Genomic DNA, 13,331 nt, shown 5'->3' with positions numbered 1-13,331 from the left:
AATAGAAAAGCTCCCTATCCATTACGAATAGGGAGCTTGTAAGTTCGTTCAAACTTCTGACCTTCTTAAAGGTGCCCAAGTAGTATAATACAAGCAAACGGACATCAGGTCAAGTACTTCTATTCAAGAAAATAATTTTTTCTATTTTCTCATTTTTCTTAAGCATTCAACTAAAAAGCTTGACTCCTTCTTAGGAATCAAGCTTTTTGGTTTCTTACTCTTCAGAATATTCGTCATCAAAATCGTCTTCATCTTCAACATCATCGTCATCAATGATTGTTAAATCTTCTTCGATTTGCGGAATGTCTTCTTCATCATCGTCTGAATCTGCACCAATCTCTTGTAAGTCAGAGTTGTATGCTTTGATTTCCTCATCTTCATCTTCTTCATCATCGTACAAGATGTCTTCTTCATCATCATTTGTTAATTCAGCATCTTCTGGATCGTCATCGTTATAGTCAATTACATCTTCATCGTTTGGATTAGTGATGAAGGCATTTACTTTTTTACGTTTTCTACGACGTGGTGCATCTTCTTCGTCTTCTTCCAAGCCATGTGTAACTTCTTCATCGATTGAATCGATTGGATACCATGAACGTAAGCCCCAACGATTGTCTCCCAATGAGATAAAGCTACCGTCGATGTTTAAATCTGTATAAAATTGTGCTAATTGGTCACGAATTTCACTATCAGACTTGCCAAGATAATTTTGGATTTGGTTAACTAAATCAGAAAAATCCATTACATCTGCATGTTGTTCTAAAATAGCGTGTGCTACTTCAATCATGGATAATTCTTTTTTGTTTAACCCTTCAAATACATTAATTTCCAAGAGGTACACGTCCTTTCACAGTCTACTCCTTATCATACAAAAACATTGAAAAAAAATCAATTCTATTCTGCAATATTTATGCAGTAAATTCTAATTCTAAATGATATTCTCCGATTCGCTCTGTTTGAGAGTATAAATCATAATCAACTAAAATCTTACCAGACATTGGTTGATCTTTTAAACTAACACGCAAATTATGTGTAAACGTACTAATCTGTAGCAAGCCATAAGGGGTTCGATAACTTGTATCTAATTTTTCCTGATAGCCAAATCTTAAACGCATCCGTAATTCGCCGGCACGAATCAGCTGAACATGCCCGTCTGGTTCAATTTTAATGGTTACGGGGGTTGGTTCTGTATCCTCTAATAATTCTTCTTTGTAACGAATGTATAATGTATCACCCATTTTTACTAATTGACCTTCTAAGTCAAAGAAAAAATCTTTTTGTTCGTTGCCTTGTTGGACAATCGTTTTTAGTTGAATCGATACAGGAACGCCTGTTGATAAATCCATAATGGTCACTCCTTTTCCAAAATATAACTTTCTTATTGTTGACTTTTTCAATGTATTTGTCAACTAAAGTCAATTTTTCCTTGTTTATGTACCTTTTCTTATTGTATAAGCTCTTTTCACGGGTTGCAAGCATTTGTTTCATCTATTTAATAAGAAAACCGTTTACTATTTTAGAGAATTCCTTCAGAATTCGTTTATATAACATGCTTTTTTGCGTTTTTTGTATATAATATAAGAGAGAGTAAGAAAATAAACGTATTAAATGACGTAATTATAAATAGACAGGACGTTTTTTATGAGCACAACTTTTCCCCTTCACACCGAATCATTTATGCTCCTTGATTCAGGTTGTTTAACAAACAGTGACTATTTTTTACCTTTTGCCTTGACCGATGCTTTAACTACTTTTTCAGGAATGCAGCACCAACCAATCATTCATTTCTGGCAATTGGATCAAGCAATGATTCTTGGCATGAAAGATACCCGTGTACCACATCTAAAAGAAGGCATCACTTCTCTGCAAGAAAACGATTATTCTGTAGTCGTTCGCAATGCCGGCGGTTTAGGGGTGATTGCCGATTCGGGTATTTTAAATGTTTCACTTATTTTACCAAATAATTCTGAACACAAATTAAGTATCGATGCGGCTTATGAATTAATGTGGGCTTGGCTCCGTCAGAGTTTTCCGGAGAAAGAGATTGACGCCTTTGAAATTACTACATCCTATTGTCCCGGTACTTATGATTTAAGTATTGGCGGTCAAAAGTTTGCTGGGATTGCCCAACGACGCGTCAAAGACGGTATTGCTGTCATGATTTACATCAGCGTTAACGGTAATCAACTTGCTCGTGGAGAAGTGGTTCGAGACTTTTACCTTGCTGGCTTACAAGAACAATTTGGTGAAAATGGCTATCCACCCGTTGATCCAACAGTGATGGCAAATTTAGAAACCCTGATTGAGACTCCATTAACAATAGACGCCGTAAAAACCCGTTTAATCGAAGCATTACCTCAACAATTTGAAAAATCTATTGATCCAAACTTAACCGAACCAATTATAACCTCAGAATGGTTCCAAACAAATTTAACTGTCCAGCTGGAAAAAATGGCGCAACGAAACGCCTTAATTAAAGGAGAGATCGTATGACGATTCCGTATAAAGAGCAACGATTACCAATCGAAAAAGTTTTCCGTGATCCCGTCCATAATTATATTCATGTCCAACATCAAGTGATTTTAGACCTTATTAATTCTGCTGAAGTGCAACGATTACGTCGCATTAAGCAACTAGGTACTTCTTCTTTTACGTTTCACGGTGCCGAACATAGTCGTTTTTCCCATTCTTTGGGTGTTTACGAAATTACACGTCGGATTTGTGAGATTTTCCAACGTAACTACTCTGTGGAACGATTAGGTGAAAACGGCTGGAATGACGACGAGCGCCTGATTACACTTTGCGCAGCTTTATTACATGATGTCGGTCATGGTCCTTATTCACATACATTCGAGCATATTTTTGATACAAACCATGAAGCAATCACGGTCCAAATCATCACCTCACCAGAAACGGAAGTCTATCAAATTTTAAACCGTGTTTCGGCAGATTTTCCTGAAAAAGTCGCCAGCGTTATTACTAAACAATACCCAAATCCTCAAGTGGTGCAAATGATTTCTAGTCAAATTGATGCCGATCGCATGGACTATCTGTTACGTGATGCATACTTTACAGGGACGGAATACGGAACTTTCGATTTAACTAGAATTTTACGTGTGATTCGACCCTACAAAGGAGGCATTGCCTTTGCTATGAATGGGATGCATGCGGTGGAAGACTATATCGTTAGTCGTTACCAAATGTATGTCCAAGTCTATTTCCACCCTGTTTCTCGTGGGATGGAAGTGATTCTTGATCATTTATTGCATCGGGCGAAAGAATTATTTGAAAACCCTGAATTTGACTATGATTTACAAGCCTCTCTGCTTGTACCATTCTTTAAAGGGGACTTCACCTTACAAGAATATTTAAAATTGGATGATGGCGTCCTCTCTACGTACTTTACACAATGGATGGATGTGCCTGATTCAATTCTGGGTGATTTAGCCAAACGTTTCCTTATGCGTAAGCCTCTGAAGTCAGCCACCTTTACGAACGAAAAAGAGAGCGCAGCAACGATTGCTTATTTAAGGGAATTGATTGAAAAAGTTGGTTTCAACCCTAAATATTATACTGCCATTAATTCAAGCTATGATTTACCTTACGATTTTTATCGTCCAAATAAAGACCGTCATCGTACACAAATTGAATTGATGCAAAAAGATGGCTCATTAGTGGAATTGGCAACGGTCAGTCCCCTAGTTGCAGCACTTGCTGGTCAGAGTCAAGGAGATGAACGTTTCTATTTCCCTAAAGAAATGCTTGACCAAGGAAATAAAAAACATTACGATTTATTTGATGAGACGTATCGTGAGTTTTCAAGTTACATTCATAATGGTGCGTTAGTTTTAAAAAAATAGGTTTTCTAGGAGGATTCTATGTCAATTAAGTTAGTTGCTATTGATATCGACGGAACATTGCTAAATTCACAACACAAGATTACCCCACGGGTCAAAGAAGCGCTCCAAAAAGCAAATGAGCAAGGCGTTCGTATTGTTTTATGTACAGGCCGCCCTTTGCCAGGCGTGAAAGAACAATTGGATGAATTAACCTTATATGGTGAAAATGATTTCGTGATTACCTACAACGGTTCGCTTGTCCAAGCAACCAAAGATAATGCGATTATTTCACGCTATACCTTGAGTTATGAGAATTTTTTAGAAATTGAAATGTATTCTCGTAAAGTCGGCGCTCACTTGCACACAATTGATGATTCCTCTATTTACACTGCCAATCGCAATATTGGTAAATATACGATTCACGAAGCATCTTTAGTGAACATGCCTTTGAAATATCGTACGGTGGATGAAATGACACCAGAGATGAACATTATTAAAATGATGATGATTGATGAGCCGGAAGTTTTAGATCCTGCCATTGCAAAATTACCATTACATTTTACCGAAAAATATACGACTGTTAAAAGTACGCCTTTTTACTATGAAATCATGAATAAAAATGCTAGCAAAGGCAATGCTCTAGCAAAATTGGCAGACCATTTAGGCTTAAATAAAGACGAAGTGATGGCCATTGGTGACAATGAAAATGACTTATCCATGATTGATTACGCTGGGATTGGTGTTGCGATGGGCAATGCGACAGAAAATGTTAAAACAATTGCCGATGTGCATACCACTAGTAATGACGAAGATGGTGTCGCTCAAATTATTGAAAAAATGGTTTTAATTTAAACATTCTTTTCAATAACAATAACCCTCAATCTAATCAACATAGATTGAGGGTTATTCGTTATTTTATGATGCTGCCGCTAGCCATTTTTCAACGGCCCAGCGGTGGCTTCCTCTTTTTAATAAACGGACTGCTTCTTCTGGTGCAACCCAGTGTAAAGTATTGGTCCTTTCTAAGGGTTCGCTAAGTTGCCGCCAAGTATTCGCTACATAAAAATATCCAGGATTATAATAGGCAGTTTGGCGATGGTTCGAATAAAAATATTCATCAGCTTCCCCTAAATAACGGCCAATTTCTACACTAATTCCTAATTCTTCTAGCACTTCTCGATGGATCGCTTCTTCTTTCGTTTCGGTGCCTTCAATTTCGCCTCCTGGTAAAAAATAAGCTCCATTTGGCGCTTGTACCAGAACCATTGTGTTATTTTCTGGCTTTGAAACAATAATGTATGCAGCATATCTTGTTTGATAGGTCAATGTCTCTTCTCTTTTTCCAAACGTTGGCGTTTTCATTGGCGCACCTCTTCTCTTTTCATCTATTTTACCTGAGAAATTCCTTTAGAACAAGTCAGAAACCAAGCGTTTTTCTCTACATTTCACGTTTATCTATGCTACTATTAACGTTGGAAATATAATTAAGTTTGAAAGGGAGTTTTTAACTATGAAAATGGCTCATACATGTGTGCGTGTAAAAGATTTAGAGGCATCATTAGATTTCTATCAAAAAGCCTTCAATTTTGAAGAAAGTCGCCGTCGTGATTTTCCAGAAAATAAATTTACTTTGGTTTATCTAACTTTACCAGGAGACGACTACGAACTAGAACTAACTTATAATTATGATCATGAAGCATACGATTTAGGAAACGGTTATGGTCATATCGCCATCAGTACAGATGATTTAGAAGGATTACACGAAAAACATCAAGCGGCTGGCTTAACTGTTACTGACTTAAAAGGCTTACCTGGAACTGCACCATCTTATTACTTTGTTGTCGACCCAGATGGTTATAAAATCGAAGTCATTCGTGAACGTTAAAAAGTTTCACTTGTTCACTTACTGAGCTTTTTGTGTTTGAGAGCTGTCCGAGACAAAACTTGTCTCGACTTCTTCTCAAACACTTTTTTCAAAAAAAGTGCTACAATAGAACGTATGAATTTATTGAGGATGTGATGTTATTATGACAAAAAAAATTATTGGAATCGCTGGCAATCAACTTTTGCAGGCAGCTGAAGTGTTTCACGGTAACCAAGTGACTTACACCCCACAAGGTTTTGTTAGCGCTGTTCAAGCCGCAGGTGGCGTTCCTCTCGTTTTGCCAATTGGCCCCAAAGAATTAGCCGCTACGTATATACAACAAATTGATAAACTACTTTTAGCAGGCGGTCAAGATGTTGCCCCTGAATTTTACGGACAAGAACCCCATATAAAATTAGAAGAAACGAATCGTGATCGTGACGAGTTTGAGTTAGCCCTAATTGAAGAAGCCTTAAAACAAAAAAAACCTATTTTTGCGGTTTGCCGTGGAATGCAATTAGTCAATGTTGCTTTAGGTGGCACATTATATCAAGATTTATCGATGTATCCTCAATGGTCAGTTAAGCACGGACAACAACCCACTCAACCAATCTTTGCGACGCATCGTATTGATGTTGAACCAGACAGTCAATTATCAAACATATATGGTACAACTGGTCAAGTCAACTCGTACCATCACCAAGCACTACATACTTTAGGAAAAGATTTACGCGTTACTGCTTGGTCCTCTGATGGCCTTGCAGAAGCAGTGGAATCAACAAATGAACAGCAGCCTTTATTAGCTGTTCAATGGCATCCTGAACTAATGTACGCACGTGATGCCAAATCCCAAGCACTCTTTAACTACTTTGTTCAAAAATTATAGTAAAAACGGAGGGACGTCTTTCGCCCCTCCGTTTTTACTTGCTATCATACTTAAAAATCAAAATTATCTGGATCTGCACCAAAACGATGATCCTTATTTAACTGATTAATTGCGGTTATTTCTTCTGGTGTTAATTCAAAATCAAAGACAGCAAAATTTTCCTGAATTCTTTTTTCGTGAACAGATTTAGGAATCACGATAATATCATTTTGTAAGTGCCAACGAATAATCACTTGGGCCGCTGATTTACCATATTTTTCACCAATTTTCACTAGTACTGGTTCAGATAATAAATTACCTTGTCCTAGAGGAGACCAAGCCTCCACGGCAATCTTATTTTCGGCTAAATATTTTCGTAGCGGTTCTTGTGTTAACGTAGGATGTAATTCAATTTGATCCACCATTGGCACAACATTTGCTTCTGTTAATAAATCTTCCAAATGATGTTGATGAAAATTGGAAACGCCAATTGCTTTGGCACGACCACTTGCGTAAATTTCTTCTAATGCTTTCCATGATTCTTTATATTTACCAGCAACAGGCCAGTGAATTAAATATAAATCAACATAGTCTAACCCTAATTTTTCTAAGCTTTTATCAAACGCTTTAATCGCATTTTCATAGCCTTGATCTTCATTCCATAATTTCGTCGTCACAAAAATTTCTTCGCGGGGAATACCCGATTGACGAATGCCTTCGCCCACCCCTGCTTCGTTTTTATAAACGGCTGCCGTATCAATCAAGCGATAACCCGCTTCTAAAGCCCATTTTACTGAATTTGTTGCTTCTGAGCCATCTTCTACACGCCAAACGCCTAAACCTAGGCGTGGCATTTCATTGCCGTTTGCTAATTTTTTTGTTTTATCCAAAGCCATGTGTTTCTTCAGTCCCTTCATTTTCATTACTTTTAGTATACTACGCATTCTTCTTTCACGAAACAATCACGACTCGTCAGGTCATTTTCTTTATTTTTAATAAATAACGACGCCAATAGGTCAGCACTCCGATTAGTGCCACAACTACAATTGTTCGACCGCTAACGCTTCCAATCCACAGTTTAACTGCAAGTAACCAGATACAAAAGAGATAAACACAGGACCAATTAAAGGAAACTTTCAATGTACATGATTCCGCAATTTCGATTATCTGACTACTAAAAAAACGACTCCCTAATCGTAAAGCGACTGGATTATGGAAGATGAATGTTCGTCGCTTGTCAGCCGTCAAGCGAGTAGCACATCGTTCATCAATAAAAATTGTTACAGGTAATTTAGAAAGTAAATCATTTTTTGCCCATTCAATTGAAACTTTCACGCAGCACTCACAACCTTTAACAAAATTATAAAATATATTATTTATTTACAAAATTATAACATTCCTAAAAAAACATGTTAAGTCTTTAAAAAAACTTTCTATTTTCTTCCCCTTTCGCCGAGAGATTTAGTATACTAAAAGAAGAAATTTTAGAGAAAGTTGGATTTTTATGTTGATACTTGGGTTAGCCAGTACTGAAACAGTCGATTCTTCTGCTCCTGATTTAGCAGAAGCGACCGTAAAAAAAGTGAGCGCGCTACAACGCTTTTGGAACAATATTAATTGGGATGCCATTGTCGCTACCTTAATTGAAAAAAGTTTATCAATTTTATTTTTAATTTTTCTATTTTTTATTATTCAGCGAATCGGGAAATATTTAATTGATCGCACCTATGCAAATTATAGTAAAAAGCAACATTTTAGTGAAAGCCGTTTAAAAACGTTACACACTTTAATCATTAATGCATTTCAATATACGCTGTTCTTTTTCTTCATCTATTCTCTTTTGACCATTGTCGGTGTGCCTGTTGGCTCATTATTAGCCGGAGCGGGAATTGCCGGTGTTGCCATTGGTTTAGGGGCTCAAGGATTCATGAATGACTTAATTACCGGATTTTTCATTATTTTAGAACAACAAATGGATGTAGGCGATTATATTCGCTTATTGGCGTTAAATATTGAAGGAACTGTTACTTCTGTCGGATTACGAACCACTCAAATTAAAGCGGTTGATGGAACTGTTCATTTTATTCCAAATCGAAACATCACCACAATCAGTAACCTGTCTCGTGCCAATATGCAAGTGTTAATTGATGTCCGCATCAATCCTGAAGAAGGTTATGAAAAAATTTGTGAAGTGATTACAGAAGTCAATGAAACGTTAAAAGAAAAGTATATCGAAAGTATTCAAACTGGGCCAGATATTTTTGGTATGGTCGATTTAGGCAATGGCAACTTTGCGGTGCGAACGACCATGTATGTACTAAACGGCAAACAATTTGCGGTCAAAGAAGAATTTCTAGCTCAATATATCAAAGCATTAACAGAGGCTGGCTTTACGATTCCCAATACGCCTATTATTGCAAAATAAAAAACAGCCACCAGATATTTATTAGTTATCTGGTGGCTGTTTTTTTAATTGTCCAATGATTTTAAAAAGCCACTAACTGCCTCCACTCCAAACAATAACGCCTCTTCGTTCGGTTCAAACTTGGCAGAGTGAAGGCTATAGGGACTTGCCACGCCTAACCAAAACATCGTGCCTGGGACTTTAGACAATAGATAGCCAAAATCTTCACCTGTCATTGCAACCGGTGCTTGTTGAAATTGAACTGTTGCTTGTTTGCTCATGTATTCAATCAAATTCGTGGTACATGCGGGCTCATTCACTACAGGTAAATACCCTTTCTGATCAAGATGAACAGTTACTTCACATTGAAAAGATTGCGCAATACCTTCACTAATTTCGCGAATTCTTCGCTGCGTTTGTTCATTAGTTTCTGCTGTCAATGTGCGAATTGTACCAGATAAAGTTGCTTCTTCGGCAATCACATTGCAGGCAGTCCCTGCATGAAAAGTTCCAAAGGTAACGACTGCCCCAACCACAGGATCAACATTTCGACTAACGATCGTTTGTGCTTGCTGAATTAAATTGGTGGCCGCCAAGACCATATCATTTGCTTGATGCGGAAAAGCCGCATGTCCACCTTTTCCTTTTAAGGTAATGTTCACTTCACAAGTGGCAGCAAACAATGTCCCTACTCTGGTACTAATAGTTCCGACTGGCAAATCAGGATTAACATGAAGCGCATAAAATTCATCAGGTAACCACTCACCAAACGCGTGATCTTCATACATCAGCATCCCCCCTGCTTCATTTTCTTCAGCAGGTTGAAATAAAAATAAAAAGTTATTGTCTGGTTGCTGTTGACTTAATTCTTTCAAAACCCCTAAGCCGATTGTCATGTGAAAATCGTGCCCACAGGCATGCATAAACCCTGGTCGTTTTGATTGAAAAGCAGAAACCACTTCCTCTTGAATAGGTAAACCATCAATATCAGCACGCCAGCCGATGGTTTTCTGAGGATTTTTGCCTTCTATGAAGACTAAAATCCCCGTTTGCCATGTTCGAACTTGCAGATAAGGTTGCTTCATTTTATCAATTTCATTAAGTAAAAAGGCTTGTGTTTCCTTTTCTTCTAAACCGATTTCAGGTATTTGATGTAGTTGCCGTCTAATCGCAATTAATTCTTCTTGCTCCACAAAAGCCACTCCTTCATTTTTGGGGTAATCTAAAGCCGCCATGAAGAAGTTTCTTCATCGCGACTGACTAATTTATTTTTAGAGTTTACGTAATTCTTCTAAAATCTCTGTTTTACTCTTGGTTTTATCATCAATTTGTTTAATTACTTTTGCTGGCACGCCTGCGACAACGGTATGCGCTGGAACGTCTTCCACAACTACTGCCCCAGCAGCCACAACGGCACCTTCACCAACACGAACCCCTTCTAGTACGACCGCATTCGCTCCAATGACAACCTCGTTTTCAATAACCACAGGTGCGGCACTTGGTGGTTCAATGACACCAGCTAAAACCGTTCCTGCGCCAATATGACAATGCTTCCCTACAGTTGCACGACCGCCCAAAACAGCGCCCATATCAATCATAGTCCCTGCACCAACGACGGCGCCAATATTTAGAATAGCCCCCATCATAATCACCGCTTGATCGCCAATTTCAACTTTTTCGCGAATCAAAGCACCTGGTTCAATCCGAGCATTAATGTCTTTCAGATCAAGAAAAGGAATTGCTGAGTTACGTGCATCATTTTCTACAACATAATCCTCAATTTTTTCTTTGTTTGCTTCTAAAAAAGGTTTTACGTCAGCCCAATCGCCAAACAATGTCCCAGTTTTACAATTATTAAAGACCTTAATTGTTTCCGGAAACGTGACTTCTTTTAATTGCCCTTTCAGTGTTACTTTAACAGGCGTTTGCTTTTTGGCATCGCCAATATACTGAATAATCTCATATGCGTCCAATCACAGCACTCCTTTACTTCGTGTTATCATACAGAATAACGCATTTATGAGAAAAAAGTAAAGAGTTTCTTGCGTTTTATTTAAATTACTTTCATTTCTTCTTCTGATTTAGGCAGAACAAGATGATGTTTTTCTAATTCATGCGCCATATGATTGACCGCTTTTAAAATTTCTTTGCGTGTAATGATACCCTTAAAGCGTTGATTATCATCAACCACTGGTAAAAAAGAAGCATCTACTAATAAATGTAACACTTCTTCTAAATCCCACGATTCACCAATTACAGGAACATTGACTTCCATTACATCGGCCACAGTAAATTCATTCAATTTTTCAAAATCCACTGAAGTCAAATCAAACATTTTATCTACAACGTCTGTCAAACCGATTAAGCCAACAAAGCGATCTCCCTTATCTAACACAGGAATCTTGGAATAGCGAACTTTCGATAAGACTAATGCCGCGTGACTTAAAGGATTTAAACACATTACATTGGCGACATTTTCGGCAGGTACTAAAAACGTTTCTTGTTTTTCTAATAATAATTCTTTTACAGCAGTCCCTATCATGATTGGGTTGCCTCCATTTCTAATTCTTTAACACGTAACTTATTGTACCTAATTCTGCGGAAAAAGTCTTGGAATTCGCAAATTCTTCATAACTTAACAAACGAAAATTAACGTTTTGTTCTATTTCCCCAAAAATAAGAGAACGCTTTCTTAAAAAAATAAAAACTTAGTTGTCCCATAACAGACAACTAAGTTTTTATAAAAGACCAATTAATCAGTCAATTATACTTCTTTTTCACACATTTTATCACAGCCATCACTGACCATAATAAGCGGAAATCCCATGTTTTCTAAAATAGTGTTTATCCAATAAAAAATGATCAATTGGTTCAACATCTGGATTAATTATTTCCGTCAAACGGGCCATTGAACAGATTTCATCTAAAATCAAACTGTTTTCAACTGCTTTTTCCGGAGTCATTCCCCAAGTAAATGGGCCATGTCCATAAACTAACACTCCTGGAACTGCTAAAGGATCTAGTTCTTGTTCATGAAATGTTTCAACAATGACTTTGCCAGTCTCTTCTTCATAGTTTTCTTTAATTTCACTTTCAGAGAGCGCTCTTGTGCAAGGTACAGCGCCATAAAAAGCATCCGCATGGGTGGTACCGTAAGGAGGTAAGGCTCGCCCTGCTTGAGCCCATGTAACACTATTCAGGGAGTGCGTGTGCGCAATCGCTCCAATTTCTGGCATTTTTTGATAGAGATAAAGATGCGTGGGTAAATCAGAAGACGGCTTTAATGCATTGGTTTCCAATAGTTGTCCCTTTAAATCAGTCACTACCATCTGTTCCTTGGTCATTTCTTGATATTTGACGCCGCTTGGTTTAATTACGATAATCCCTAATGCCCGATTGATTTCACTAACATTGCCCCACGTTAATTTGACTAAGCCCAGTTTTGGCAAAGTCAGATTCGCTTCATAAACACGTTGTTTCATTGCTTGGATAATCGCTTTATTGTTCATAATAACCCACCTCTGCTAATTTGGGATAGAGATACTGCTGCGCGGCTTGAATTTTTTCTTGAAAATTCAAATCCGTTTCATTCCACATTTCAATTAAAAAAGGACCACTATAGTTTAACCGCTTGAGTGTTTTCAATAAGCCTGTAAAATCAACACAGCCTTCTCCAAAAGTAACTTCCCGAAACTTCCCTTCAAATGTGTCTGTTACAGCGAAGGTATCTTTTAAGTGAATAGCAGCGATTTCAGCAATTCCCTTTTCAAGCTCAACCGCCGGATTATTTTCCGGCCAAGCAGACAAATTACCTAAATCAGGATAGACATGCAAAAAAGGAGACGGAATTTGTTCTTTAATTTCTAGAAATTTTTGTATGCTATTCATAAAAGGGTCATCCATAATCTCAACAGCCAGAATGACACCGTATTGTGCAGCTTCCTCAACGCCCTTTTTCAGACCTTGAAGAAAAAATTCCCTTGTTTCAGCAGTTTTTTCTTCGTAAAAGACGTCATAGCCAGCTATTTGAATTACCCGTATGTTTAATTGATGGGCCAAATGAATCGCTTGAGATAAAATTTCCCGTCCTTTTTCACGTGTTTCTTTATTTAAAGAGCCTAAAGGGAACCGCCGATGACCACTTAAACACAAAGAATGGATAAAAAAATCTTCTTTCACCATTAATTGAGAAAGTTCTTGTAACTGGCTTGGTGTCCAAGCCAATCGTGCTAAACGTTCATCGGATTCATCAATTGACATTTCTAAAAAATCAAACCCTAACTTTTTGGCCCAAGTTAATCGTTCTGCCCAAGTTAAATTTTGCGGGAGTGCTTTTTCATATAGTCCAATTCGTGCCAT

At 37.7% G+C, this 13,331-nt stretch carries 16 protein-coding genes; 6 read left to right on the top strand and 10 right to left on the bottom strand.

What is annotated here, in order from left to right:
• Positions 1-214: 214 nt before the first annotated feature.
• A complete protein-coding gene (rpoE, locus tag IGJ41_RS05075) occupies positions 215-832 on the bottom strand; it encodes a DNA-directed RNA polymerase subunit delta (RefSeq protein ID WP_002357996.1) in 618 nt (205 codons plus the stop codon).
• A gap of 76 nt (positions 833-908) precedes the next feature.
• Complete coding sequence (locus IGJ41_RS05070; protein ID WP_002382132.1) at positions 909-1,346, bottom strand: DUF1934 domain-containing protein; 438 nt, start codon at positions 1,344-1,346, stop codon at positions 909-911.
• A gap of 331 nt (positions 1,347-1,677) precedes the next feature.
• Here IGJ41_RS05070 and IGJ41_RS05065 point away from each other — a divergent pair, with 331 nt between their 5' ends.
• Genes IGJ41_RS05065 through yidA form a run of 3 tightly spaced genes read left to right on the top strand, consistent with a single transcriptional unit; the run spans position 1,678 to position 4,691 of the window.
• Positions 1,678-2,493, top strand: coding sequence for a lipoate--protein ligase family protein (locus IGJ41_RS05065; protein ID WP_438714621.1), 816 nt, complete (start codon positions 1,678-1,680; stop codon positions 2,491-2,493).
• Entirely contained in the window at positions 2,490-3,860 is a 1,371-nt protein-coding gene (locus IGJ41_RS05060; RefSeq protein WP_002357999.1) for a dNTPase, read from the top strand. The genes IGJ41_RS05065 and IGJ41_RS05060 overlap by 4 nt, the downstream gene beginning before the upstream one ends.
• Positions 3,861-3,878: 18 nt before the next feature.
• Positions 3,879-4,691 (top strand): sugar-phosphatase, encoded by an 813-nt coding sequence (gene yidA, locus IGJ41_RS05055; protein WP_438714003.1) that lies wholly within the window; start codon positions 3,879-3,881, stop codon positions 4,689-4,691.
• Positions 4,692-4,754: 63 nt separating this feature from the next.
• Here yidA and IGJ41_RS05050 read toward each other — a convergent pair whose 3' ends face one another.
• Positions 4,755-5,201, bottom strand: a complete 447-nt coding sequence (locus IGJ41_RS05050; protein WP_002363716.1) for an NUDIX hydrolase — start codon at positions 5,199-5,201, stop codon at positions 4,755-4,757.
• A gap of 148 nt (positions 5,202-5,349) precedes the next feature.
• On the opposite strand from IGJ41_RS05050, the gene gloA reads away from it, so the two are divergent.
• Positions 5,350-5,724, top strand: coding sequence for a lactoylglutathione lyase (gloA, locus tag IGJ41_RS05045; RefSeq protein ID WP_002358003.1), 375 nt, complete (start codon positions 5,350-5,352; stop codon positions 5,722-5,724).
• A 142-nt stretch (positions 5,725-5,866) separates the two neighbouring features.
• Complete coding sequence (locus tag IGJ41_RS05040) at positions 5,867-6,589, top strand: gamma-glutamyl-gamma-aminobutyrate hydrolase family protein (RefSeq protein ID WP_173963583.1); 723 nt, start codon at positions 5,867-5,869, stop codon at positions 6,587-6,589.
• A gap of 50 nt (positions 6,590-6,639) precedes the next feature.
• On the opposite strand, the gene IGJ41_RS05035 is transcribed toward IGJ41_RS05040, so the two are convergent.
• Both IGJ41_RS05035 and IGJ41_RS05030 read right to left on the bottom strand, forming a co-directional pair.
• Complete coding sequence (locus tag IGJ41_RS05035; RefSeq protein WP_271851629.1) at positions 6,640-7,512, bottom strand: aldo/keto reductase; 873 nt, start codon at positions 7,510-7,512, stop codon at positions 6,640-6,642.
• A 28-nt stretch (positions 7,513-7,540) separates the two neighbouring features.
• Positions 7,541-7,903, bottom strand: coding sequence for a hypothetical protein (locus IGJ41_RS05030; protein ID WP_002358008.1), 363 nt, complete (start codon positions 7,901-7,903; stop codon positions 7,541-7,543).
• 169 nt (positions 7,904-8,072) lie between these two features.
• Here IGJ41_RS05030 and IGJ41_RS05025 point away from each other — a divergent pair, with 169 nt between their 5' ends.
• Positions 8,073-8,993, top strand: coding sequence for a mechanosensitive ion channel family protein (locus IGJ41_RS05025; protein WP_002382128.1), 921 nt, complete (start codon positions 8,073-8,075; stop codon positions 8,991-8,993).
• Positions 8,994-9,037: 44 nt separating this feature from the next.
• Here the strand turns inward: IGJ41_RS05025 and IGJ41_RS05020 are convergent, their stop codons facing one another.
• The 5 genes from IGJ41_RS05020 to IGJ41_RS05000 all read right to left on the bottom strand — a co-directional run bounded on the left by IGJ41_RS05020 (position 9,038) and on the right by IGJ41_RS05000 (position 13,331).
• Complete coding sequence (locus IGJ41_RS05020) at positions 9,038-10,207, bottom strand: N-acetyldiaminopimelate deacetylase (protein ID WP_153854027.1); 1,170 nt, start codon at positions 10,205-10,207, stop codon at positions 9,038-9,040.
• 36 nt (positions 10,208-10,243) lie between these two features.
• The gene (gene dapD / locus IGJ41_RS05015; protein ID WP_002358012.1) at positions 10,244-10,945 is read right to left on the bottom strand and encodes a 2,3,4,5-tetrahydropyridine-2,6-dicarboxylate N-acetyltransferase; all 702 of its coding nucleotides are present in this window, start codon (positions 10,943-10,945) and stop codon (positions 10,244-10,246) included.
• 80 nt (positions 10,946-11,025) lie between these two features.
• Positions 11,026-11,514, bottom strand: a complete 489-nt coding sequence (gene cbpB / locus IGJ41_RS05010) for a cyclic-di-AMP-binding protein CbpB (RefSeq protein WP_002382126.1) — start codon at positions 11,512-11,514, stop codon at positions 11,026-11,028.
• Positions 11,515-11,770: 256 nt separating this feature from the next.
• Positions 11,771-12,481 carry an L-ribulose-5-phosphate 4-epimerase gene (locus IGJ41_RS05005; protein ID WP_096397659.1) on the bottom strand — a complete coding sequence of 237 codons (711 nt, stop codon included), beginning with the start codon at positions 12,479-12,481 and terminating at the stop codon, positions 11,771-11,773.
• The gene (locus IGJ41_RS05000; protein WP_096397658.1) at positions 12,471-13,331 is read right to left on the bottom strand and encodes an L-ribulose-5-phosphate 3-epimerase; all 861 of its coding nucleotides are present in this window, start codon (positions 13,329-13,331) and stop codon (positions 12,471-12,473) included. Before IGJ41_RS05000 ends, IGJ41_RS05005 begins: the two co-directional genes overlap by 11 nt.

The organism is Enterococcus sp. DIV1537a (assembly GCF_051712085.1).
GTDB lineage: Bacteria > Bacillota > Bacilli > Lactobacillales > Enterococcaceae > Enterococcus > Enterococcus faecalis.
Note: the sequence above shows the minus strand (reverse complement) of the source record. Positions and strands in the feature narration are given on the sequence as shown.

What these genes read in the sequence shown, in the direction of transcription:
- IGJ41_RS05070 (WP_002382132.1), bottom strand. Translation starts at nt 1,346, where the DNA reads ATGGATTTATCAACAGGCGTTCCTGTATCGATTCAACTAAAAACGATT.
- IGJ41_RS05065 (WP_438714621.1), top strand. Translation starts at nt 1,678, where the DNA reads ATGCTCCTTGATTCAGGTTGTTTAACAAACAGTGACTATTTTTTACCT.
- IGJ41_RS05060 (WP_002357999.1), top strand. Translation starts at nt 2,490, where the DNA reads ATGACGATTCCGTATAAAGAGCAACGATTACCAATCGAAAAAGTTTTC.
- yidA (WP_438714003.1), top strand. Translation starts at nt 3,879, where the DNA reads ATGTCAATTAAGTTAGTTGCTATTGATATCGACGGAACATTGCTAAAT.
- IGJ41_RS05050 (WP_002363716.1), bottom strand. Translation starts at nt 5,201, where the DNA reads ATGAAAACGCCAACGTTTGGAAAAAGAGAAGAGACATTGACCTATCAA.
- gloA (WP_002358003.1), top strand. Translation starts at nt 5,350, where the DNA reads ATGAAAATGGCTCATACATGTGTGCGTGTAAAAGATTTAGAGGCATCA.
- IGJ41_RS05040 (WP_173963583.1), top strand. Translation starts at nt 5,867, where the DNA reads ATGACAAAAAAAATTATTGGAATCGCTGGCAATCAACTTTTGCAGGCA.
- IGJ41_RS05035 (WP_271851629.1), bottom strand. Translation starts at nt 7,512, where the DNA reads ATGCGTAGTATACTAAAAGTAATGAAAATGAAGGGACTGAAGAAACAC.
- IGJ41_RS05025 (WP_002382128.1), top strand. Translation starts at nt 8,073, where the DNA reads ATGTTGATACTTGGGTTAGCCAGTACTGAAACAGTCGATTCTTCTGCT.
- IGJ41_RS05020 (WP_153854027.1), bottom strand. Translation starts at nt 10,207, where the DNA reads ATGGCGGCTTTAGATTACCCCAAAAATGAAGGAGTGGCTTTTGTGGAG.
- cbpB (WP_002382126.1), bottom strand. Translation starts at nt 11,514, where the DNA reads ATGATAGGGACTGCTGTAAAAGAATTATTATTAGAAAAACAAGAAACG.
- IGJ41_RS05005 (WP_096397659.1), bottom strand. Translation starts at nt 12,481, where the DNA reads ATGAACAATAAAGCGATTATCCAAGCAATGAAACAACGTGTTTATGAA.
- IGJ41_RS05000 (WP_096397658.1), bottom strand. Translation starts at nt 13,331, where the DNA reads ATGGCACGAATTGGACTATATGAAAAAGCACTCCCGCAAAATTTAACT.